The sequence below is a fragment of the Phaeovulum molybdatiresistens genome (genome assembly GCF_023544865.1).
GTDB lineage: Bacteria > Pseudomonadota > Alphaproteobacteria > Rhodobacterales > Rhodobacteraceae > Pontitalea.
Map to the genome: position 1 here is coordinate 1 of NZ_JAMJFX010000034.1, position 23,311 is coordinate 23,311.

The 23,311-nt window shown below is 59.3% G+C and carries 19 protein-coding genes and 1 pseudogene; 9 read left to right on the plus strand and 11 right to left on the minus strand.

All coding sequences use genetic code 11. The features are described from left to right. Nucleotides 1-77 precede the first annotated feature (77 nt). Both MXB90_RS15835 and MXB90_RS15840 read left to right on the plus strand, forming a co-directional pair. A pseudogene (locus MXB90_RS15835) lies at nt 78-556 on the plus strand (dehydroquinate synthase/iron-containing alcohol dehydrogenase family protein); the annotation flags it as partial. Between the two features lie 274 nt (nt 557-830). Beyond that, entirely contained in the window at nt 831-2,921 is a 2,091-nt protein-coding gene (locus MXB90_RS15840; protein ID WP_250046399.1) for an acetate--CoA ligase family protein, read from the plus strand. A gap of 81 nt (nt 2,922-3,002) precedes the next feature. Here the strand turns inward: MXB90_RS15840 and MXB90_RS15845 are convergent, their stop codons facing one another. From MXB90_RS15845 to MXB90_RS15860, 4 genes are all read right to left on the minus strand, one after another. Beyond that, nucleotides 3,003-3,818, minus strand: a complete 816-nt coding sequence (locus MXB90_RS15845; protein WP_250046400.1) for an enoyl-CoA hydratase/isomerase family protein — start codon at nt 3,816-3,818, stop codon at nt 3,003-3,005. A gap of 47 nt (nt 3,819-3,865) precedes the next feature. Beyond that, on the minus strand, nt 3,866-5,215 hold the full coding sequence (locus tag MXB90_RS15850) for an MmgE/PrpD family protein (RefSeq protein WP_250046401.1): 1,350 nt from the start codon (nt 5,213-5,215) through the stop codon (nt 3,866-3,868). A 108-nt stretch (nt 5,216-5,323) separates the two neighbouring features. Next, nucleotides 5,324-6,130, minus strand: coding sequence for an SDR family NAD(P)-dependent oxidoreductase (locus MXB90_RS15855; RefSeq protein WP_349665921.1), 807 nt, complete (start codon nt 6,128-6,130; stop codon nt 5,324-5,326). Nucleotides 6,131-6,238: 108 nt separating this feature from the next. Further along, a complete protein-coding gene (locus MXB90_RS15860) occupies nt 6,239-7,168 on the minus strand; it encodes a LysR substrate-binding domain-containing protein (RefSeq protein ID WP_250046403.1) in 930 nt (309 codons plus the stop codon). 103 nt (nt 7,169-7,271) lie between these two features. Here MXB90_RS15860 and MXB90_RS15865 point away from each other — a divergent pair, with 103 nt between their 5' ends. The 4 genes from MXB90_RS15865 to MXB90_RS15880 all read left to right on the plus strand — a co-directional run bounded on the left by MXB90_RS15865 (nt 7,272) and on the right by MXB90_RS15880 (nt 10,756). Then, complete coding sequence (locus MXB90_RS15865) at nt 7,272-8,105, plus strand: SDR family NAD(P)-dependent oxidoreductase (RefSeq protein WP_250046404.1); 834 nt, start codon at nt 7,272-7,274, stop codon at nt 8,103-8,105. Nucleotides 8,106-8,157: 52 nt separating this feature from the next. Next, entirely contained in the window at nt 8,158-9,198 is a 1,041-nt protein-coding gene (locus MXB90_RS15870) for an AbrB family transcriptional regulator (RefSeq protein ID WP_250046405.1), read from the plus strand. After that, nucleotides 9,195-10,190, plus strand: a complete 996-nt coding sequence (locus tag MXB90_RS15875) for a D-2-hydroxyacid dehydrogenase family protein (RefSeq protein WP_250046406.1) — start codon at nt 9,195-9,197, stop codon at nt 10,188-10,190. The genes MXB90_RS15870 and MXB90_RS15875 overlap by 4 nt, the downstream gene beginning before the upstream one ends. 227 nt (nt 10,191-10,417) lie before the next feature. Beyond that, nucleotides 10,418-10,756, plus strand: a complete 339-nt coding sequence (locus MXB90_RS15880) for a carboxymuconolactone decarboxylase family protein (protein WP_250046407.1) — start codon at nt 10,418-10,420, stop codon at nt 10,754-10,756. A gap of 67 nt (nt 10,757-10,823) precedes the next feature. On the opposite strand, the gene MXB90_RS15885 is transcribed toward MXB90_RS15880, so the two are convergent. The 3 genes from MXB90_RS15885 to MXB90_RS15895 form a co-directional block, all read right to left on the minus strand. Beyond that, entirely contained in the window at nt 10,824-11,777 is a 954-nt protein-coding gene (locus MXB90_RS15885; RefSeq protein ID WP_250046408.1) for a Bug family tripartite tricarboxylate transporter substrate binding protein, read from the minus strand. Between the two features lie 108 nt (nt 11,778-11,885). After that, complete coding sequence (locus MXB90_RS15890) at nt 11,886-13,412, minus strand: tripartite tricarboxylate transporter permease (protein WP_250046409.1); 1,527 nt, start codon at nt 13,410-13,412, stop codon at nt 11,886-11,888. Further along, nucleotides 13,412-13,861 (minus strand): tripartite tricarboxylate transporter TctB family protein, encoded by a 450-nt coding sequence (locus MXB90_RS15895; RefSeq protein ID WP_250046410.1) that lies wholly within the window; start codon nt 13,859-13,861, stop codon nt 13,412-13,414. The genes MXB90_RS15890 and MXB90_RS15895 overlap by 1 nt, the downstream gene beginning before the upstream one ends. A 168-nt stretch (nt 13,862-14,029) precedes the next feature. Between MXB90_RS15895 and MXB90_RS15900 the strand changes: the two genes are divergently transcribed. Next, a complete protein-coding gene (locus MXB90_RS15900; protein ID WP_250046411.1) occupies nt 14,030-14,470 on the plus strand; it encodes a PaaI family thioesterase in 441 nt (146 codons plus the stop codon). 67 nt (nt 14,471-14,537) lie between these two features. Here the strand turns inward: MXB90_RS15900 and MXB90_RS15905 are convergent, their stop codons facing one another. After that, nucleotides 14,538-15,683 (minus strand): PrpF domain-containing protein, encoded by a 1,146-nt coding sequence (locus MXB90_RS15905; RefSeq protein ID WP_250046412.1) that lies wholly within the window; start codon nt 15,681-15,683, stop codon nt 14,538-14,540. A 323-nt stretch (nt 15,684-16,006) separates the two neighbouring features. Further along, complete coding sequence (locus MXB90_RS15910) at nt 16,007-16,930, minus strand: LysR substrate-binding domain-containing protein (RefSeq protein ID WP_250046413.1); 924 nt, start codon at nt 16,928-16,930, stop codon at nt 16,007-16,009. A gap of 98 nt (nt 16,931-17,028) precedes the next feature. On the opposite strand from MXB90_RS15910, the gene MXB90_RS15915 reads away from it, so the two are divergent. Beyond that, nucleotides 17,029-18,195: an acyl-CoA dehydrogenase family protein gene (locus tag MXB90_RS15915; protein ID WP_250046414.1), complete on the plus strand. Its 1,167-nt coding sequence runs from the start codon at nt 17,029-17,031 to the stop codon at nt 18,193-18,195. A 14-nt stretch (nt 18,196-18,209) separates the two neighbouring features. Further along, on the plus strand, nt 18,210-20,327 hold the full coding sequence (locus tag MXB90_RS15920; protein ID WP_250046415.1) for an acetate--CoA ligase family protein: 2,118 nt from the start codon (nt 18,210-18,212) through the stop codon (nt 20,325-20,327). A gap of 84 nt (nt 20,328-20,411) precedes the next feature. On the opposite strand, the gene MXB90_RS15925 is transcribed toward MXB90_RS15920, so the two are convergent. Together MXB90_RS15925 and MXB90_RS15930 are read right to left on the minus strand one after the other, a co-directional pair. Further along, entirely contained in the window at nt 20,412-22,358 is a 1,947-nt protein-coding gene (locus MXB90_RS15925; protein WP_250046416.1) for a 3-hydroxyacyl-CoA dehydrogenase NAD-binding domain-containing protein, read from the minus strand. A 19-nt stretch (nt 22,359-22,377) separates the two neighbouring features. After that, nucleotides 22,378-23,163 (minus strand): enoyl-CoA hydratase-related protein, encoded by a 786-nt coding sequence (locus tag MXB90_RS15930; protein WP_250046417.1) that lies wholly within the window; start codon nt 23,161-23,163, stop codon nt 22,378-22,380. Between the last annotated feature and the right edge of the window lie 148 nt (nt 23,164-23,311).

A 23,311-nucleotide genomic window follows, 5' to 3' on the forward strand; every position in this document is an offset into this window, starting at 1 on the left:
TTCCGTCTCACCATGTCCGATCTCCGTTGCCTTGGTCACGATCTTATCTTCGCGTCCACGAAACCGGCAGCAGGCCAAATATTGAATCTGCCGTTGCCGACGGTTCCCACCTTCAGTCGCGTGAGGCTATGCTTTTGGGTTCGATGCTGGCGGGACAAGCTTTCGCCAATTCTCCTGTGGCGGCGGTTCATGCGCTGGCCTATCCGGTTGGCGGCCTCTTTCACATTCCGCATGGGCGGTCGAACGCGCTGGTGCTTCCCGCCGTTCTGCGCTTCAACCTGCCTGCAGCCGCCGCAATCTATGCCGAGATTGCATGCGACGCCTTTCCACATCTGGTTGATGTCCCCGATGAATAGCGGGCCGAAGCCTTTGTAGATTCCTTGCAAGCGCTGATCGCCCGTTTGCAGATGCCGCCCAGACTACGCGATGTGAACATCCCCCGTGATGCACTGCCCCGCATGGCTGCCGACGCCATGAAACAGCAACGACTGCGGTGAATAACCCCCGCCCGGTCTCCGAAGCGGATGCACTTGCGATCTATACCGAGGCTTGGTGAGGTGCGCGGCACCCGATCAATGCCGGGGTGAAACTGGGCCGCGTTCGACCTGGGCGCCGCAGGCGGCGGCCCGGCACAAGGCGCGCGGACGTCCTTTCAATAGGCCGAACTTGATCGTGATCGTCCTCCAATCGACCTTGGGTGAGTTTTGCCAAACCCTTCGTCTGGCACGGACACTTAAATAGTCAGTTTTCTTAACCCGAAGGATTTGCACTGTGCATTCATGTCCAAAAGGTGCTGGGCGACACCGCGCCGACAGAACCAGGAGGGGAATATGACAAACCAGAACACCATTGGCGCTGCGACTGCGCTGGATGCCTTGTTCAAGCCGCGCAAGGTTGCCATCGTTGGCGCGTCCGCTGACGCGACCAAGACCGGGGGGCGTCCGGTAACCTATCTTCTCGAACATGGGTTCAAGGGCGAAATCTATCCGATCAACCCAAAGGTGTCTGAAATTTCGGGGCTGCCGTGCTATCCATCGGTCGAGGCGTTGCCGGATACGCCGGATGCGGCGATTGTGCTTCTCGGAGCAGAGCGGGCACATCTTGCGGTACGCGAACTGGCCGAACGCGGTACGAAACTGGCTATTGTCCTTGCCAGCGGCTTTAGCGAGGCAGGAGCGGTCGGCCAGGCGCGGCAGGAACTTCTTCGCGCCAACGCCGGAGGTATGCGCCTACTGGGGCCCAACACCATCGGGGCCATGGATTTGCACAACCGGATCGTACTTTCAGCAAGTGGCGCCCTGGAGGGCAAAAATTTGCCTGTCGGCGGCATCTCGCTTGCATCGCAAAGCGGTGGTATTTTAGGGGCGCTTCTATCACGCGCTGCCGCTCGCGGAATCGGCTTTGCCAAGCTTGCCTCTACCGGGAATGAGATCGATCTCGATCTGTCAGATCTGATCGAATATTATGCCGTGGATGACGATACCCGGGTGATTGCGGTTTATGCCGAGGGGATACGCTCGGCTGACAGGTTTCGCGCGGCGACGCAGATGGCGCGAAAGGCGGGCAAGCCGGTCGTGGTGTTCAAGGTCGGCCGTTCAGAATTTGGCGCACGCGCGGCCGTTTCGCACACAGGGGCCATGGCGGGTGAAGACCGCGTCTATGATGCGCTGTTCAGGCAATGCGGTGTCATCCGGGCGGAAAGGTTTGGCGACCTTTTGGATATTCCCGCTATGTTGGCAACCGCCCGGACAATGAATGGTCGCCGTGTCGCGGTGCTGACCTCAACCGGCGGCGCAGGAAGTCTGGTCGCTGATGCATGTGGCATGGGCGGTCTTGATGTGCCGCTGCTGGACAGCCCGACCGCCGACCATTTGTCCAGAATTTTGAAATCAGATGAACCAGTTAACAGCAACCCGGTGGATGTGACGCTTGCGGGGGTCAAGCCCGAAGTGATGACGGCAGCAACTGAAAGTCTGCTTGCCTCGGACAGTGTAGACGGTTTGGTGGTCATTGTGGGCTCCTCTGCGCTGGCACAGCCAGAGATCGCGATCGGCGCATTGACCAAAGGCGCCAGGAGCAGCCAAAAACCGCTCATCGCATATGTAAGCCCGGATGCACCCGATATTGTGCGTCAGTTGAATCTTCAAGGCATCCCCGCCTTCACCGCACCGGAAACCTGCGCCGTGGCGCTGAACGCCGCGCGGCCCGTCGCCGTGCCGTCGTCGGCCGCCAGCACGCGGACATTGCCGCCCCCGCCGGACCTTGGCAAAGGGACGCTGAACGAGGCGGAAGCGCAGGAATTGTTCGCTTATTACGGGGTTCAGGTGCCGCAACAGCGCGTGGTGCAGACTGCCGCGGAAGCCAACGCCGCCACGAGACAGTTGGGTGGCAAGGTGGTTCTGAAAGTCCTGTCGAAAGCCATCGCACACAAATCGGATATTGGCGGGGTCAAGGTGGGTTTAACCCCAGAAACGGTCGGCGTGGCGTTGGAGGCCATGGCAGCGCAAGTCAGTAAAAACGGCGCGCCCGTGATCGAGGGGTATCTGGTTCAGAAGATGCTAACGGGCGGGATTGAGTTCATTCTCGGCTTTCGTCGTGATCCGCAACTCGGTCCTTTGGTCCTATTGGGCGCGGGTGGCGTCTTTGCAGAGATCATGGGTGACACTGCGATCCGTCTTTTGCCGATATCCGAGGATGAGGCGCGTAGCATGATCGCCGAACTACGGCTTTCGCGCGTGCTGACCGGGTTCCGTGGCGGTCCAGCCTATGATGTAGACGCGCTTGTTAAAGCGATCCTGGCCTTCGCGGAAATGGGTGAAAGCCTCGGGTCTCGTTTGACTGAGGCCGAGATAAATCCGTTATTCGTCATGCCCCAAGGTTCAGGCGTGGTGGCAGCGGATGGCCTCGCGGTGATTGAATAAAAAAAACCGTCGCATGATGAAAGTGCTGAAATGAAAACGGCCCCGGGATCCGGGGCCGTTTCTAATCCTGCTCGGCACAAATCACGCAGAAGACTTGTTCAGGAACGCTTCGACCGACGCGCGATGTTCGCTGGTGGTGTAGCAGATCGCCTGTGCTTCGCGACCCAATGCAAAAATTTCCTCGGCACTGCGCTCGAAAGTCTGATCGATGATCGCCTTGGTTAAGGCGATTGCCGCAGGTGAACCCTGGCTCAGCTCTTCGGCCCAAACCTGTGCAGCAGTCAGCAGGTCCACAGCAGGGGTCACGCGATCGACCATGCCCATTGCTTGCGCCTCTTCCGCCTCAATCACGCGCCCACTCAGGATTAATTCCTTGGCTCGGGCAAGCCCTACACGACGCGGCAGAAAATACATTCCGCCACCGTCCGAAACAAGGCCACGCTTGATGAAGCTCATCGACATCTTCGCGCCATTTGCCGCGATAATGAAGTCGCAGCAAAGTGCCATATCCAGCCCGAGGCCAAACGCTGCACCATTGACGGCGGCAATTACGGGTTTGGTCATACTGTGGATCACGTTGATCCCACGGTGCGTCTGTTTCTGACGTTTCCAGCCGTTGAAGGCAACCTCTCCCTGCGGGGCTTCGAGGCGTGCTTGCATTCCGGTGACATCGCCACCCGAACAGAAGGCCTTGCCTGCGCCCGTCAATACCACGGCGCGAATCTCTTTCGAGGCATCCGCCCAGTCGAACGCCGCGATCAGTTCTGCCCGCATCGCATCATTGATCGCATTACGCACATCCGGCCTGTTCAGTGTTATGGTCGCGACACCATTGCTCACCTCAATCAGGATGTACTCCATCTTTTCCGGCATCCCCGTCGGAGAAATCTGTTTCATGAAAACTCGGTTCCTTGCATTCGTAAGACGTGGTCAATCCATACCGGTTAGACAGTTTTCAGGCTGAGTGACTTTATGCACGGATCACCTTCAAGGATCTGCTGTCGCAGCATATTTACCTCAGCCGGGGCCAGCATTGTTGCTGCTAGATCGTCGAATTTCGCTGACAATTCCGCATCGCTCAACGGATCGTCAGGGTCGCCTTTCCGTGTATGCTGAAACCGCTCCAGAACCCTACCGTCCGTCAACTCGACGCGCAGTTTTGCCATGCGCCGACGCGGATAGGCCGCTGCGATTTCATCGTCGACCGCGATTGTTACACGCGGCATGATCGCCCTGATTTCATCCATCGCCAGTGCCTCGGCCGTAAAGGCACCTAGCCGGACTTGGCCCAGCACCAAAAGAGCGCCCACGCAGTATTGCAGGCTGAACCGTGCGTCACGTGGTGTGGCAACCTGCATCCGATCACAAATCGAACGGGTTGGCCGATAGCCCAGAACCTCGATCTTCTTGACATCATCGGCCGTGAACGGCGTTTCAGCACGAAGAACATTCAGCGCGTCAAGCGTCGGGAAAATATGGCCGCAGCAGCCATGGTTCTTGAAGGTCATTCGCGAGATTGGTGTCCATTCGCCCAGGCCTTCCAGCGCAAGGTCCCAATTGCCTGTATCCTCGCCAGTCGCTGCGGCATAGCCATGCGGCGCATGCAAACTGTCCAGGGAACCTGTCAGGCCGGCAGCCGCCGCCATGCCCGCCAGAACCCCCGCATCCGCGGCATGGCCCCCATGCAGTGGCTTCGTCTGCCCTTCGCCCTGCAGGTTCTCCTGATGTCCGCCCGCAAAACTGGTCGCGATTGCGATCGCATGGGCAATAGTAGCCGCATCGCCGCCCTTGAGCATCGCAGTGGAAACGGCCGCGCCGATGGTTCCAACTGTCGCGGTGATGTGCCAATTATTGTAGTGGCTGGGCTGCAACGCCATTGCGATGCGACAGCCGACCTCATACCCGCCGATGACTGCGCGCAAAAACTCTTCGCCGCTGGCGCCTATATCTTGGGCTACCGCCAAGGCCGCTGAAATGGTCGGGCTTCCGGGATGATAGCCGCCATCGCGATAGATATCATCAAATTCGGCGGTATGGCTTGCAATGCCATTCAGCAACGCAGCGTGGCGCGGTGCGCCGGTCCCGCCATCCACATAGGCAATAGCCCGGCCGCAACCGCGTTCAGAAGACATAGCGCGTGCAAGCGCAACTGCGGGCCCTTCCACACAACCGGGAAGCAGGGCGGCAAACCAGTCAAGCACGGCGCGCCGGGCATCATGGCTGACATCTTGCGACAATTCACGCCGCGTCCAGTCTGCCGCTACGTCGGCTAGTGCCAATAATGGGTTCTGCATGCGGGTCCTCTTACTTTGTTCAAGCGGCCTTTGGCCAACTGTACGACGGAACCCATCGGCATTCCTTCTGACAAAATGTTGGCTATGACATAGCTATCGGCAGGGCTGTCAGCCTCGTTTCAACAGTAATCCGCCATCCACCGGCAACAATACCCCTGTCACATATCGCGCTTCATCCGACGCAAGATAGACCGCAGCGTGGGCAACATCCCATGCGTTGCCCATGAAACCAATCGGAACAAGGCAATCGCGCTCGGTCCGTATTTCCTTATGATTGCGTCCGGTTTCCCGAACGCGCCGCTCGATGGCCATTGGTGTGTCGATCAGGCCCGGCACAATGACATTCGCGCGCACACCATAGGCGGCATTCTCGGCCGCGACGTGCTGGGTCAGCGTATTGATTGCCCCTTTCGACGTCTTATAGGCCAATGTCGGCCGTTTCGACAGGGATGACGTCGATGAGATGTTGATAATGGACCCGGCACGCTGTTCCCGCATCACTGGCAGGGTGTGCTTGCACATCATGAACATGCTTTTCAGGTTCAGCGTCATAATCCGATCCCAGTCTTCGACCGGAAGATCGAAGGTGGGTTTGTCCCCTGTCGATGTGCCAATGTTATTGTGCAGGATGTCGATCCGCCCGAAACGGCGAATCGCTTCGGAAACGATGGCGGCACAAGCGGCTTCTTCTGTGACGTCAGCGGCGAAGACGGCGGCATCATGTGTGCTGCCACCCTGTTCTGCCATCATTGTCAGCGTTTCATTTGCCCAATCCGCATTGACATCAACCAGAAGGCACCGTGCGCCTTCCTGCGCGAACCGTATCGCCGTTGCACGACCATTCCCCATGCTGGATCCTGGCTGCTGACCCGCACCGACGATTAGGGCGACTTTGCCTTCAAGTCTTCCTGACACAAAACCACTCCCCCAGTTTGTGTTTGTTCAGGTTAGACTAACAGTTGAAGATCACGGGGCAGACAGATCATAAGTTTGGCAAAGCCGAGAAGTGCTTTGCCCTTCGGGTCAGCGCCGGCCGCCTTCCCCGGACTTGAAGAACTCAGGGGCCTCGCCAACTTGCTCCAGCAACCAATCGATGAAGCGGCGGGTTTTGGTGTTCACTGAGGTTGCCGTGGGCCAAACGACATAGAATGCAGAACCCGTTTTGACGGGTTGCCTGAACGGACGGACCAGCCGGTCGGCATTAATACTGCTGTCAAGCAGGCCGAGTTGTCCGATTGCCATGCCAAAGCCCTGTTCGGCGGCGGAAAAGGTCAGCAATGAGGTGTCAAATTCCGTTGGTCGATGCCGGCTGATGTCCGCGCCCACCGCTTCGGCCCACAACTCCCAGGCCCGGCGACGATACCGCGCGTGCAGAAGGTCGTATTGAGAGATTTTTTCAAGATCCGGCGGGCCATCCAGCAGATCAAGATATCTTCGCGAACAGACAACATCGACCTCTTCGTCAAACAGTTTGTGACAGCGCGCATCGCGCCAGTTCCCGGTTCCAAGTTGCAAGGCCACGTCAAGATGCGTCCCCCGAAAGTCAAGTGGCTCAACGCGCGTGTCGAAGCGGATGCGAATATCAGGATAACGCGCGTTGAACTCGGGCAGGCGGGGCAGCAGCCAATAATGCGCGAATGTCGGATAAACCCGCAAGCTAACGGTGCTCTGCGTTTCTTGATTGATGATCCGCTGCGTCGCGTTCTCGATTTCGTCGAAAAGGCCGGAAATTTCTAGGCCGAAGGCACGCCCCACTTCGGTCAGCTTTGCCGATCGGATTCCTCGTTCGAACAGGCTTACATTCAGATAGTTTTCGAGAATCGAGATCTGCCGGCTGATCGCGACCTGGCTAACGCCCATCTCACGCGCCGCCGCGGTGAACGTCTTGTGACGCGATGCAATGGCAAAGGCGCGAAGCGGGTTCAGTGGAAGATTCAGCCGACGCTGTTGCATGATTTTTCGTTTCCCTTGGGCAACTAAATGCCAGTCAAACTTCGGAAATGTTAGGGTAAGAATATCATGTGGCCAAGCGGAATGACGGTTCCAAAATGACAAAATGGCCACCGGAAACCATCTAGGGGGGAGCATTGTGACAGGTCGTCTTGCAGGCAAGGTCGCAATCATAACGGGTGCGGGCAGTGTTGGCCCCGGGTGGGGCAACGGTCGGGCGGCTGCCTTGCTTTTCGCGCGCGAGGGCGCGGCCATTGTGGCAACCGACATCAGCCCCGAGGCATTTCAGGAGACCGAAGCGCTTTTGCAGGAGGCAGGGGCGGACTACTGGTTCCAACCCTGTGATGTAACGAACGGCGATTCCGTCTCGGCACTGGTCGCGGGGGCCATCGACCGCTACGGGCGCTTAGATGTTCTTTTGAACAATGTCGGCGGTTCGGCACGCGGTGGTGCCGTCGAGATGACCGAAGAGCTATGGCTGAAGCAGCTGAACTACAATCTGACCAGCGTTTTTCTTACCTGCAAGCACGTTCTTCCGCTGATGAAGGCGACCGGCGGAGGCTCAATCGTCAATACGGCCTCCACCTCCGGGATCCGATGGACCGGTGCCGCGCAGGTCGCTTATGCAGCGGCCAAGGCGGGTGTCATCCAGTTCTCGCGCGTTACGGCGGTGGAATATGCGCCCTGGAACATCCGCGTAAACACGGTGGTGCCGGGACAGATGCACACGCCTATGGTAGAGGCGCGGCTTGCCGGTCAGCGTGAGGGCGGTGACGTCGCAGCGCTGCTCGCCAAACGGCAATCCCGTATCCCCCTGCCCTTTATGGGTGATGGCCGTGACACGGCGAACGCGGCACTTTTCCTCGCCTCGGATGACGCTCGTTTCGTGACCGGAACAGAGATCATCGTGGATGGGGGAATGTCGGCTCGCTGTGACTAGACCGTTACCTTTCACCAATCGGCGGCTTGTCGCGGCCCGGCTAGGGCTCTTTATGCTGCTTGCAAGCCTCGGGGGATGGGGCTTCCAGCATTTGGGCTCGCCGCTCCCATGGATGATTGGACCGCTTGTCGTGACGGCGGTCCTGTGCATTTCGGGCCTTCTACCTGTTCAGGTACCAAACAAGATTCGACCGTTTGGGCAGGTCATCGTGGCAAGCCAGATTGGCCTGACCTTCACGTCAGAAACGTTGGAGAAATTGCTTTGGCTGGCTCCAGTCATGATAACCACGGCTGTCATGACATTGATTTGTATCTTGTTTATCTCTGTTCTCTTCTCTCGATGGTCGGGCATGTCCGTAGCCCAAAGCTTTCTTTCTTCGGTTCCTACCAGTCCTGTCGAGGCCGCAGCCATGGCGGTCGACCTGAAAGCGGACCCTGTCCCGGTAATTGTTTCGCAGACGCTCCGGCTTGCGGGGGTCGTGTTGCTTCTTCCCTTCGGAATGTTCGCGGTAGAGGGCTGGCCGGGCGACCGGACGATGCCCTATTCAGAGGTCGCCTTCGATATTTCTGACTTACTGATCCTTGGGTTCTTCGGCTTTTTCGCCGCCTATGTGTTTCGCCGCCTGCGCATCCCCAATCCGAACTTTCTTGGCCCACTGGCCACCATGGCAGCGCTTGCTGCGTCGGGATATGCTCCGGCCCCCTATCCGGGAATTATCCTCGCGGCCGCACAAGTCGTACTTGGGTCTTGGCTCGGCTCTACCTTCAGAAAAGAAATTCTGACCCGCGCCGGGCGACTAGTCCTTACCGCAACGCTCTCTGCCACATCGCTTCTGCTGCTCTGCTCCGCCATCGCAGTAGCCATTGCATGGCTCTCGGGGTTGAACTGGCAACTCGTCGTTTTAGGCGCGGCACCGGGAGGCGTTACCGAAATGGCGCTGACCGCGAAATTTCTTCAAGAGGATGCGACGATCGTCACCGCCTTCCATCTAACCCGGATTTTCATCTTCATGCCGAACATCCCATGGATCGTGGCTTGGATCCACCGATACGAACAGCGCAGGCCAAACAAAGAAGGAGACAACCCCTCATGAATGAATTTCGCCCGCTTGCCGAAGGGCGCCGTCCCAGGATTGCTGTTCTTGATGACTATATGGGTGTCGCACATCGCCTGGCTGACTGGAGCAAGTTGACCAATCGGGCAGATGTAACCTTCATTTCAGAGGCACTGCCAGGCGGTGACGCCACAGTCGCGCGATTGCGGCCCTACGATGCGATCTGTTTATTGCGTGAACGCAGCCCAATGCCTGCCGAATTGCTTCGGCAATTACCAGAACTTCGCGCCATTGCCGCAACCGGGCGGTTGAATCGCACTTTGGACTATAAGGCAGCGCATGACCTGGGCATTGCCGTGATGACCACATCCGGAAGCGGCAATGGAATTTATGCCACGGTCGAGCTGGCCTGGGGCCTGATCATATCGCTTATGCGGCATATTCCCGAAGAGTCCATGGCCATGCGCAATGGTGCCTGGCAAACGCGGCTGGGCAATGCGCTCTACGGGCGGACGCTGGGCCTTATCGGATTAGGCAAGCTGGGCACACGGATGGTGCAGATCGCGCGGGCCTTTGGAATGGAGGTGCTCGCCTGGAGCCCGAACCTGACACCCGAGCGCGCAACGGCCGCAGGTGCAGTCTATGCGACAAAGGAAGATCTACTGCGGCAATCGGATATCGTCTCTCTGCATCTTGTGCTGGGTCCAACGACGCGTGGCATCATCGGGAGTGACGATCTGGCTTTGTTGCATCCCAACGCCATACTCATTAACACTGCCAGGGGCCCGCTTGTAGATAATGAAGCACTGCTTGCTGCACTGCGCGATGGCAAGCTGCGCGCGGCCGGCATCGACGTCTACGATGCCGAACCCTTGCCCGCCGATGCTCCGCTGCGTGCGTTGCCAAACGCACTACTGACGCCGCATCTCGGGTATTCGGTTCAGGAGACATTCAGCGCATTCTACCGAGAGACCGTAGAAAACCTTGAGGGCTGGCTGGATGGTAACCCGCCACGCCTGGCACAGATCTGACAGGAGAATACTTCATGCGCCTCGGGCCCCCCGATTTCGCAACCATGACCCCGGACCAACGCCGGGTCCATGATATCATTACTAACGGCCCGCGTGGACGCGTTCGCGGGCCGCTGGCAATCTGGCTCCATCGACCGGAATTGGCCGAGGCGGCACAGGCGCTTGGCGCATATTGTCGGTATGGAACGTTACTCGAACCTCAACATTCGGAGTTGGCGATCCTGTGCATGGCGATGATCTGGCAGTCGGAATTCGAATGGTGGGCGCACAAGCCAATTGCGCTGAACGCAGGCGTTGAGCCACATATCGTCGAAGCGTTACGCCGCAGAGAGACACCGGTTTTCACATCCCCCACGCAAGAGGTGATCCACGCCGTTGTTACCACACTTTCCACCAAGCGGCGCCTACCCGATACTCTGTATGACCGCGCGGCAAGCATACTTGGGAGCGACCGTTTGATTGACCTCGTTGGTCTGTGTGGATATTACACGCTGATTTCGATGACACTGAATGTTTTTGAAGTTCCGCTGCCCGAAGGCGAGCTGCCTGAACTATCAAAACCCTGAGCATCATGGGTGGCCCCAAAATTAAAAGCCCGGTTTTCACCGGGCTTTTAATTTTCTGTTACGTCAATTATTCAGCGACGATATTACGCTCTTCGGCCAATGCCTTCCACAGGTCCATCTCCGCCTCGACCTGGGCCTTGAATTCAGTCGCATTGTCTTTTCCGGCAAGCACGAAATTATCGGAAAGAACCTTCTGGAAGCTTTCAGAGGCCAGCGCTGTATGCAAGTCAGCATTGATTTTGTCGACCAGCGCCGGATCCATTCCACCGGGACCAAACAGGCCGACCCAGCTGTTGACGTCAATCCCGGCAACACCGGCTTCGGCGCTTGCCTCGACATCAGGAAGCAGATCATAACGCTCCGACCCAAGAACGACCAACGCCTTGACCTGGCCGTTATTCACATAGGGCATCACACTGGCCGTGTTGCTGATATAGACGTCCGCATGGCCGCCCATCAGGTTCACCTGCGCGTCGCCGCCGCTGGAGAAGTGGACGATATCCGCTTCAATGCCAGCCTGTTGGATCAGAAGTTCTTCCGTAAAATGGCTGGAGGTGCCGACGCCTGCGGTGGCGAAGAACATCCGGCGATCTTTGGCTTCGGTGATGAAGTCCTTGAAGTTGGTCGACTGAACCGCAGCGCCGGCGACAGCCATATAGGGGCTGGTCGCGACCATTCCGATCGGCGTGATGTCGGCCTTGGGATCGAAGGGCAGATCTTTCTGTACAGCGGGCGCCGTGGCAACCGCAGGGGTATTCACCAGAAGGGTATAGCCATCGGGCGCCGATTGCGCCACATGGGCGGTGCCAATCATGGAACCCGCTCCGGTCCGGTTTTCGGCAATCACGGGCTGCCCCCAGATCTGCTGGAGTTCGTGCGCAAGCTGACGGCCCACCAGGTCTGTCGAACCACCACCGCTGTAGGGCACGATGATCGTCACAGGCTTATTCGGAAAGTCTTGCGCGAAGGCAGTCCCACCGGCGAGCGCAAGCGCGGCCAGGGCCATAGACATTAGTTTCATTACAAACTCCTCCCTTGGGTTTCTGGATGGATCGCCACATCTTTTTCGAAACATGCGACGCTTCTTTGAAAAGCCGGGGCTGACACGCCCCAACCAGGCATGGTCTGCTCAATCCTCGTCTTCGATCCGCAACCGGCGTTCCTTGAGGCGCGCAGACGCTTTACTTCCCGACCAGATGCTCCACACAAGCACCAACCCGGTAACAGCTAAGACCGATCCTGCGATCGGGCGTTCGATCAAGGCGGAAAAATCACCGCGCGCCAAAACCATTGCGCGGCGGAAATGCTGCTCGATCAGAGGACCGAGAACGAAGCCCAGAAGCAGTGGCGCCGCCGGCATGCCAAAGAGGCGCATGGCATAGCCCAAAGCACCGAACCCCATCACCACCAGCACGTCGAAGGCACTGTAATGAACCGAATAGGCACCGATGCAGACGAACATCAGGATGGCGGGATAAAGCAGATGATAGGGCACCGACAGAAGGCGAACCCAAAGCCCGATGAGCGGCAGGTTAAGAATAACCAGAAGCAGGTTGCCGATCCAGAAGCTCATCACAAGGCCCCAGAACAGCGAAGGCTGCTGCGTCACAAGGTTGGGACCAGGATGGATCCCATGCACCATCAGCGCCCCGATCATGAGCGCCATCGTGGCGCTGCCCGGAATTCCCAATGAAAGCGTTGGAATAAAGGCCGTCTGGTCCGCAGCATTATTTGCGGATTCCGGTGCAACCACCCCCTCAACGGCGCCCTTGCCAAACTTCTCCGGTTCGTCAGAAAGACGCTTTTCCAGCCCGTAGGACACGAAAGCGGCAACAGTCGGACCGGTTCCAGGTAGCGTTCCGAACAACGAACCGATGGTAGAGGCCCGCAGCATAGGCAGCCATGACCGATTGAAGTCGTCACGTTTTGGCATCAGGCTGCGAAGGCTGATCGCCTTTGGATCAAGACGGCGGGTCTCTGTATTGCGGATTGATGCAATGATCTCCGCCACACCAAACAAGCCCATGGCAAGCGCGCTGATGCTCAGACCGTCAAGAACACTGAGAGATCCGAACGTGAATCGCGCCGTGCCACTTTGCGGATCCATCCCGACAGTCGCCAAAAGAACGCCAAGGACAACCATGGCCAGCCCTTTGACCAATGAGGCATCGGAGATGGCAGATGCAGCAACAAGTCCCAGAAGCATCAAGGCAAAATACTCGGCAGGGCCAAAGGACAATGCCCAAGCAGCAACGACCGGTGTAAACATGCTCAGAACGAGGATACCGAACACACCGCCGAAAAATGAAGCTACAGCCGTCATCGCCAAGGCTACGCCCGCCCGGCCCTGTTGCGCCATGGGATAGCCGTCAAGGCAGGTCACCGCGCTGGACGTTGTGCCAGGAATATTCAACAGGATTGACGCCGTCGACCCACCATAAGCCGTTCCGTAATAGATCCCCGCAAGCATGATCAGGGCCGTTGTCGGCTCCAGGTGGAACGTCATCGGGAACAGCATCGAGATTGCCGCAAGTGCTCCAAGGCCAGGCAGAACGCCAACCAAGGTCCCAACAAAAACACCGAAGAAGCAGTAAAGCAGGTTGACGGGCGAGAGCGCAGTTTCAAGCCCGAGCGAGATATTTGCGAAGAATTCCATCAGACCGGCCAGTTGACGAGGGCAATGGGAAGTTGCAGAGCAACGACGAATATCAGCCAGGCTGCAACGCTTAGCACAGTTGCAAGAATCAAACTGGCGATGGGACGGAACGTCATTTCAGCGAAGGTTGCGATAACGGTGCAGGCAAATACCGCCGGGAACAAGCCAAAGGGCCGTATCAGCAAGGCAAACGCCAGAATGGCGCCAAGAATGACAAGCGGTACGAAGATGCGAATCTCGCCACTTTTGGGCGCACGAAAGAATGCCCCCACGACAAGCACGACACCAAAAAGCGCAAGCAACGTGCCCAGAATGACCGGAACCATCCCCGGTCCCATCCGGGTCACTGTTCCGATCGCATAGTTCGTACCTGCATGCACCGCGAAGGCAGCTCCAAGAAGCGTAAGGGAAAGCCCCCCTGCGAATTCCCGTAGATCCATTCTGGACATCCTATCCCTCCTCGTCAGCCATCGAACGCCCTCCTCAAGACGCTTCGATAGTCCGTTGATCGGCCGATGGGCGCAACATGCTATAGCGCATGATAGCATAACTTGAAGTCAGGTTCGGACTATGCCCGGGCGATTGCCAGAACGGCCGGGCTCATTCATTCATGAACCATGAAAAACACCACAAGCACGATTGAGGGAATGTTGCGCTCACAGGGTTGGACGCATGATCCATCCGAGGGTTTCATCACCTTTGTCGGTGGGCTGTGGCGGCGCGGGGCATCGTTCGGGTTCATCGCCGCGCCACACCTGGCAAACCGCAACGGGTTTGTTCATGGTGGCATGCTTATGACATTTGTCGACCGCGCCTTCGGGATGACTGCACGCACACATGCCGGCGCAGAAAAAGGCGCAACCATAAGCCTGAATCACCAGTTCATGACGCCGATGAAGATCGGCACGTTCGCGGAAATCGAGCCAAAAGTCGTTCGCCAGACCGCAAAGCTCGCTTTCGTGGAAGGTACGGTTTTATGTGAGGGCGCACCGATCGTGTCAGCCCAGGGCGTGTGGCGCTTGATGACCGCCACAAAGCTTCCCAGCCCCGGACAATAAGGTCACGGGCGGAAACTGCTGTCATCAGGCATGATCTAGCTTTTGGTCCGCGCAGCAGGTTCTGATGTCAACGGAAATAGGCGTTTCCATCCATCAGCAACCGCGCAGTCCGGCCGATTACTGCCTTACGGACCACAATGCCGCCATCTTCTGTCTGAACTTCAGCAGAAACTTTCAACACTCCGCCGGGGTGGCCAACGCGTAGATCATAGCACCGACGCGTCTGCACCATGTCGCCAACGACCTCATGGACAAGACTGCCTGAAATTCCCGCAGCGACGGCAGTACCCGCCGCACCTGACCCAGGATATGCTTTTGAAAACTCAAACCGGGCCAGTGAGCGCGCAAAGATATCATGCTGAGTGGCAGCAACGTCCAGGCTGTTGGTTGCCTGATAATCGCATGGCGGTGCGACGGCAAAGATCAGCGGGTTTGTGCTGACCTTTAGCTCCTCATCAGCAGTATCCTCAGTGATAAACCCGACATGCACAGAAACCGCCTTACGCACCGCTTCCAGCCGCGCGACAAGCGCAGCGTCAGCCTGCATGTCGAAAATCGAGGCCGCGGTGTCCATCCCGATATCCGATGCGCGGACGAATATCAAGAAATTTGCCATATCAACAATACTTACATCCAGCAGGCCGACACCGGGTACCTGGATTCGGTCGATCGGATTGCCGGTTGGAAGTATTGTCCCGCCAAGTGCGGATCCGGCAAAATCGCCGAAATCGACGTCGATCTTTGCACCTGTCCCCGGCACTCCGCCGATGCTGAAATCACCATTTACTGCGGGAAACCCGTTCTCCATCGGGACGTAGGAAACCAACTTGCGACCAGTGTTGACCTGATGCACGTTGACCCTCATGCGGTCACCTTCCATGCGCCCAGCACCGATAAGCGCGCCATACAGTGCGGCTCCGGCGGAAAGGTTGCCACAATTCGCGCGCCAGTCCACCCGAGGAAGCTCGGTGTTGACCTGACCAAAGTGATAATCAATGTCACAATCATCACGCGTCGGCGCCCCCATGACCGCGACTTTGCTTGTCAGCTTGTCTGCGCCTCCCAGGCCATCGATCTGGCGTCGATCCGGAGAACCGAAGACCTTGAGCACGACCGCGTCACGTGCCGATCCCTCTGGCGGCAGATCATCCCGCCACAGATAGATTCCCTTGGAGGACCCCCCTCGGATGATCTTGGCTGGAACAGACCGCATGTTGTATCGCCTGCCTGGTTGCATGGGTCCCCTCCCTAAAACGCGGCAATCACTTTACCCTGACAGTAATCAGACCAAAAACCGCTACAAAGAAACCATGGGTTTGGCATAGCATGATTTCTGTTAAGGCTGGTTGCGTCTATCTGCATGCTGTGGAGACCAGCTTCCAAGCCAAGCCAAGCCAAGCCAAGCCAAGCCAAGCCAAGCCAAGATCGGCATCGGGTGCCAGATCACCTTCCACAACCACCAGCGGCACCACGCCGTCCCAGGCGGAGAGCGGCCCGCCGTTCCCATATTTTTCTAAAACACGCGCGGTGCGAAAATCAGCTTGATTTCGACCGCCGGAAAAACTCGGGTTGTTCGCCTGCCTGCTCCAGCAACCAGTCAATGAAATGGCGTGTTTTGGTGCTGACCGAAATCGTCGTTGGCCAGACCACGTGGAACGATGCGCCCGTCGGAATTGGGCGATTGAGCGGGCGCAACAGGCGACCGCTTTGAAATTCTCTTTCGAGCAACGGGACCTGACCGATGGCAAGCCCGAATCCCTGTTGCGCCGCGCTGTAGGTCAGAAGCGAGCTGTCGAATTCCATGCCTTCGCGGTGGTTGATTTCAATGCCAACGGTATCTGACCAATCCTCCCAGGCGCGCCGGCGGTAACGTGAATGCAGCAGCTGGGCGCTGTTTACATCCTCGGGACTTTCGAGCCTTGGTAACTGTGCAAGATAGTCGGCGCTACAGACGACATCGACTTCCTCGTCAAAGAGCTTGCGGCTTTTCGCATCACGCCAGCCCCCGGTGCCGAGTTGGATCGCCACGTCGAGGTGAGTGCCACGGAAATCAAGCGGTGCTACGACCGTGTCGATACGCACCCGCAAATCAGGAAACTGCGCGGTAAAATTCGCCAACCGTGGCAACAACCAGTAATGCGCAACACTCGGGTAGACGCGCAGATGGATCGTCTTCTCGCTTTCGTGGCTGAGCAGGCGCTGCGTCGTGCGTTCAAGCTCATCGAAAATCGCCGCCAGCTCGAAGCCAAAGGATCGGCCGACCTCGGTCAACTTTGCCGAACGGTTTCGACGCTCGAAAAGCTGCAGATTAAGATAGTTTTCAAGGATGGCTATCTGGCGACTGATCGCGACCTGGCTGACGCCCATTTCCTTCGCAGCAGCCGTAAACGTCTTGTGGCGCACGGCGACGGCGAAGGCGCGAAGCGGGTTGAGGGGCAGGTTCAATCGCTTGTCATCCATAACCTCAGCTTTTCCTTATCCAACCTCAAGCCAGTTTCGATAATGTAACGTTTGTATAGTTTCGAGCCAGTGCCAATTGTAAAAAATGGACCCACAGAATGGATTTCTCTTTGACCGACGAACAGCGCATGTTTCAGGACAGCGTCCGGCGCTTCGCGTTGAACGAACTCGCCGAAGGTGCCGCAGAGCGTGCCCGGCGCGCCGAATATCCGTGGGATGTGGCGCGCCGCATGGCCGAGATGGGGCTGATGGGTATTGCCCTGCCCGAGGCCGACGGCGGCATGGGCGGCACTCTGGTTGATTCGATCCTTGCGATCCAGGCAGTGGCCGAGGTTTGCCCACGCAGCGCCGATGCGATCCAGGCGGGCAATTTTGGCCCCGTGCGCACTTTTGCCGAATATGCGACGCCCGAGCAGAAGGCGCGCTATCTTGGTCCGATCCTGCGCGGCGAGGCTGTGATCTCGCTTGGCATGACCGAACCCGAAGCGGGATCTGCGGTAACAGAACTCAAGACCTCGGCGGTTGAGGACGGCGACCACTATGTCATCAACGGCTCGAAGATTTTCGGCACGCACAGCGCCGAGGCTAATGTTTTCCTTGTTTACGTCCGTTTCGGGCCGGGGCTTGACGGTATCGGCTCGGTTCTGATCGAGCGTGGGACACCGGGGTTCACCATTGGGCGCCCTTCGATGTTCATGAACGGCGAGGAATGGTCCCAGCTTTATTTCGAGAATTGCCGCATCCCGCGTGAAAATGTGCTTTTGGGGCGCGGCGGCTTTCGGAAGCAGATCGCTGGCTTCAACGTCGAGCGGCTGGGAAATTCCGCGCGCGCGGTTGCGGTCGGTCGGCATGCCTTCAATATGGCGCGGGCGCATGCGGCTGAACGGCGTCAGTTCGGGCGGCTGTTGTGCGAATTCCAGGGGATTCAGTGGAAATTTGCGGACATGGCGACCCGGCTTGAGGCTGCGCAGCTTCTTCTGATGCGCGCGGCGGTCAATGCCGGCGACGGGCTGCCCTCAGCGCAGGAAACGGCGATGGCAAAGCTCGCTTGCAACGAGGCGGGGTATTACGCCGCAAACGAGGCGCTGCAGGTGATGGGCGGGCTTGGCTTCAGCGAGGAAAGCACCGTGCAATATTGCCTGCGTCGCACGCGCGGCTGGATGATCGCGGGCGGTTCGATCGAAATACTGAAGAACCGCATTGCAGAGGGGGTTTTTGAACGAAGCTTCGCACAGCGCGCGCCCAAGCCGGTGGCGGCAGAGTGATGGTGGTGGCCGGAATGAGAGAAGAACCAGGCGTGATGTCCGCCGATATTCTGCGCGCACTAAGCGCTCCCAACACCGTGGCGCTGATCGGCGCCTCGGACACCCCCGGGCGGCTGACGGCGCGTCCCCTGACGTTCATGCAGAAGAACGCGTTTCAGGGCCGGATCTATCCCGTCAACCCGGGACGCGACACCGTGATGGGGCTGCGCGCCTTTGCTTCAGTGCGCGACATCCCCGAGCCGGTGGACATGGCCTATATCCTGCTCAATACCGAACCTGCGATTGCAGCGCTTGAGGAATGTGCGGCGGCAGGCGTCAAGGTGGTTGCAATGCTCGCCGATGGCTTCGCCGAGGCGGGGGAAGAAGGTCAGGTGCGTCAGCGTCGGGTGGCCGAAATCGCCAAGGCGGCCGGCATCCTGTTGATCGGGCCGAATTCGATGGGGGTGGTGAACACGGCAAACGGTTTCGTGTGCACCAGCAATGCCGCGTTCGGCACTGATTTCCTGCCCAAGGGGCGCCTCGCCGTGTTGTCCCAAAGCGGCAGCGTGATCGGCACGCTCGTGTCGCGCGGGGCCGAACGCGGGATCGGCTATTCCCTTCTTGTCTCGCTTGGCAATGAGGCGGCGACCGGCATCGGCGCCTTGGGAGAAGTGCTGCTCGATCACGCGGATACCGATGGTTACCTTCTGTTCATGGAAACGATCCGCGACCCAGAGGCGTTGGCCAATTTCGCGCGCGGTGCGGCGGAACGCGGCAAGCCGGTTGTGGCCTATATGATCGGGCAATCTGAAGAGGGGCAGGCACTTTCGGTCTCGCACACCGGTGCGCTGACCGGTTCAAGCCGGGCTGTTTCGGCCTTTCTTGCAGGCATCGGCATCCGTCAGGTGCAGACGTTCGAGACGTTGATCGAGGCCCCCGCAGCCCTTTCGCGGCTTGGCGCGAAGATGCATGGCCGACCGCGACAGGTGACCGTGATGTCGACCACGGGCGGCGGCGGCGCGATGGTGCTCGACCAGATCAGTGCACGTGGCGTCGCGATTGCAGGCGCTTCCGAAACCGCGCGCGCCACCTTGGGCGCGGCGGGAATTCCGGCTGGTCACGGTAAACTTGTCGACGTCACGCTGGCCGGCGCGAAATATGAAACGATGAAGAAGACCGTTTCCACGCTGATTGCCGATCCTGAAACCGGGCTTCTGGTGGTCGCGATCGGCTCTTCGGCGCAGTTCAATCCCGAATTGGCGGTGCGCCCAATCATCGACGCCGTGGCAGAGGCGGGCCCTGACGCCGCGCCGGTTGTGGCCTTCCCGCTGCCCCATGCACCTGAAAGCATGCGGCTCTTGGAAGCCGGCGGCGTGCCGACATTCCGCACGGTTGAGACTTGCGCCGAGACCGTGGCGATGCTGATGACCGAGAAATCCTGTGTCGCGAACCCTGCGCCCGAATTACCCGCAAAAACGCGGGCCGCAATCGACGCTGCACCATCCGGGGTGCTGGATGAGGTCGACGCCGGGCGAATCTGTGCAAGTCTGGGCATTTCCGGGCCGCGCCAGATGCTGCTTGCCCCCGGACAGGAAATTTCCGAGGACCTGAACCTTGGCTGGCCATTGGTCGCAAAGCTCGTCTCGCCGGACCTTCCGCACAAGACCGATGCAGGCGCAATCCGGGTCGGAATTTCCAACCATGACGATCTTGTCACCGCAGTCGCCGCGATGCGGGCCTCGGCAGAAGCCTATCATCCCGGCTATCGTCTCAAGGGCATCCTGATCCAGGAGATGTGTTCCGGCCTTGGCGAGGTACTTGTGGGGCTGACGCGCGATCCATTGGTCGGGCCGGTGCTGACCGTGGCTGCGGGCGGGGTCATGACCGAAATCTACCGTGACAGCGCAGTGCGTCCGGCGCCGGTATCCTTGCCCGAGGCACAGGAAATGCTGGCCGAGGTCAAGGGTCTTGCGCTTCTGCGGGGCTTCCGTGGGCGCCCCGAGGGCGACCTGGCGGGTCTTGCGGATCTTATCGTCAAGGTCTCAACACTGGCCAATGACCCGCGGATCGAAGAAGTCGAGATCAATCCGGTTCTGGTTCGTGAGAAAGGCGCCAGCGTCGTAATGCTCGACGCATTGATCCGGCGCGGCTAACCTAGCTGCTGGGAGCGACTAGAATAGCGGTCGCCGGAACTATCCGGCGACCGCTATTTTCATTCACGTCGTCTACTTCGTGCGCTAGCGCGTCACCCGTTTCTGAAACATGGGTCCGCCACGGTGGCGCGGGAAGCCGTAGCCAGCGACCATTACGACGTCGATGTCAGAGGCGCTTTCCGCAATTCCCTCCGCAAGAATTTGCGCGCCCTCTTCCTGCATCACGCGCAGGATTCGCGTCATAATCTCGACCTGAGTGAAGTCGCGCCTTACCAGCCCGGCACGCGCGCTTTCCTCGGCAAGTATCTGCTCAACCACGGGTGCCGCCTTGGCCTTGCCATCTTCGTAATCATACCAGCCGCGCCCGGCCTTGCGCCCAAGCCGTCCAGCTTCGCAAAGCCGGTCGGAAATCGTGCTCATGCTCGGTGTGCCCGCCGCTGCCAACGCCCGTCGCCGCGCCCAGGCAATATCCAGCCCGCTCATATCCTGCACCTCAAAAAGACCCATGGCAAACCCGTAGCCACGCATTGCTGCGTCTATCTCGGCGGGATCAGCCCCCTGTAGCAACATCGCCTCGCAGTCCTGACGATACGCAGCCATAATTCGGTTGCCAATGAACCCGTCGCAGACGCCGGCTACAACCGCTGTCTTGCGCAGCCGCCTTGCCAAGGCACCTGCAGTGGCAAGCGCACGCGGCCCTGTCCGCGCCCCCCTCACCACTTCGAGTAGCTTCATCACATGCGCAGGCGAGAAGAAATGTAGCCCAAGCACGCGCGCTGGGTCCCAGGTCCCCGCTGCGAGCGCGTCAACATCCAGATAGGAAGTGTTGCTTGCAAGGATCGCATCTGGCGGCATGACAGCATCAAGTTGCTCGAAAACCGCACGTTTGACGGCCATGTCCTCGAAAACCGCCTCGATCACCAGCGGACAAGCGACAAGGGCGGCGTAATCCGCCCCGACAGACAATCGTGCCAAGGCCGCCTGCGCAGCGTCAGCGCTCAGAACGCCACGTTGGCGGCTGGTTTCAATCGCCGCCGCGATACGCGCACGTCCCGCTTCCGCAGCCAAGGCGTCACGCTCGATCAGTCGCACGACAGACCCGGACAGCAACAGCGCCGCAGCTATGCCGGCACCCATCGTGCCGCCGCCGATCACACCACACAAATCAAGATCGACGGATTGGCCAGCGGTCGCGCGCAGGCTCTGCCCTGCATTTCGCTCTGCGAAGAAAATATGGCGAAGGGCAGCGGCCTCAGCGGAGGTGGAAAGCCGCAAGAAACGCGCGCGGGCGCGCGCCATCGCCTCTGCCGCTCCGAGTTCTGCGCATTCGCGCAAAGATGCAAGGGCCTCGGCTGGGGCTGTGGCACCGCGGAAACGGGCGGCGACGCGGGCCTCCTCTTTCGCCCAATCGATCCCCGCGACATCGCGTGGTGGACGGGTCAGCAACAACGGACCCGGGCCTTCAGCTGCAAGCCCTTTCGCAAGAACCTCGGCCTCGGCAATCAGATCTCGTTGTGAGAGCGTATCAACAAGACCCATCGCCAAAGCCGAGGTGGCGTCGACCGGCTTTCCCCCGGTGACGATTTCAATGGCCTGGGTCATCGGGACAAGCCGCGGCAGCCGTACGGTTCCACCTGCGCCAGGCACGATACCAAGCGTGACCTCCGGCAGGCCAAACGCGGCTGAGGAGTCGGCAATTCTGCCGTGGCACGCCATGGCGAGTTCGAGCCCACCGCCCAATGCAGTGCCGTGGATCGCGGCAACCCAAGGTATGCGCGACGTTTCTATCGCGGTCAGGACTTCGGGCAGATAGGGTGGCTGGGGATCATCAAGCTCTCGGATGTCGGACCCAGCAACGAAGCTGCGACCTGTGCACGCCAAAATGACCGCCGTGACATCGCATCGGGACGCGATGGTGCGAGCGGCCTTGAGAAGACCGACATGCACCGCCTTCGAGAGCGCATTCACCGGCGGATTATCGATCATGACGCGCGCCAGGTTGCCGTCGAAACTCAGGGTGACAGGGGACATGGTTTTCCTTCGGACCCTCTCAGTCGCCGCGCGCGGCAAAACAGGCTGGGCGCTTTTCCAGGAAGGCAAGCACCCCTTCTGCATAGTCCGGGCTGCGCCCGGCCTGGCCCTGCAATTCGGCTTCCAGGTCCAACTGGGCGTTCAGATCGTTTGTCGCGGCGGCATGGATCGCCCTGCGGGTCAGCGCAAGCGCAAGCGAGGGGCCATCGGCCAAGGCACACGCTTGTGCAAGTCCCGCGGCCTCAAGCGCCTGTGCGGGATGCACCGCGGCGACAAGGCCCGCCGCTTGCGCCTCTGCGGCATCAAGGGCGGCGCCATTCAGCATCAGCGCTTTGGCCCGCAGCTCGCCTAGCGCGCGCGTAAGGTACCAGCTTACCCCACTGTCCGGTCCCAACCCGATACGTGAAAAAGCCAACAGGAAGCGCGCTCCCTCTGCCGCCAGGATGATGTCGCAAGATAGCGCAAGTCCGACCCCTGCCCCCGCCGCCACGCCATTAAGCGCACAGACAATCGGCACCGGGCTTTCCCGCAGCGCCCGGATCAACGGATTGTAACCCTGCGCGACCGAGGCCTGAAGATCGGGCGGCGCAGTCAACCGGCGCGGATCGCGATCTGCAAGGTTTTGCCCGGCACAGAAGGCGCGGCCCCGACCGGTCAACACGATCGCCCGACAGGCCGGATCAGCGCCCGCGGTTTCAAGCGCCGCGAGCAATTCCGATTGCATTGCCGCATCCAGTGCGTTCAACCGCTCAGGCGCGGCAAGCACGATCACCCGCACTGCGCCCTCGTTCCTGTACTCGATCATCCCCCGCGGCTCCCCCAAGGCGTTTCGCGGGCAGTATAACCAACGGGGCTTACGCCCCGATACTGACTTTTCCTAACAGGCCGCTGAAATAGTCCCGGCTCGACAGTGGTTTGAGAACATGATTCACCCTCGGCACGATAACGGCGGG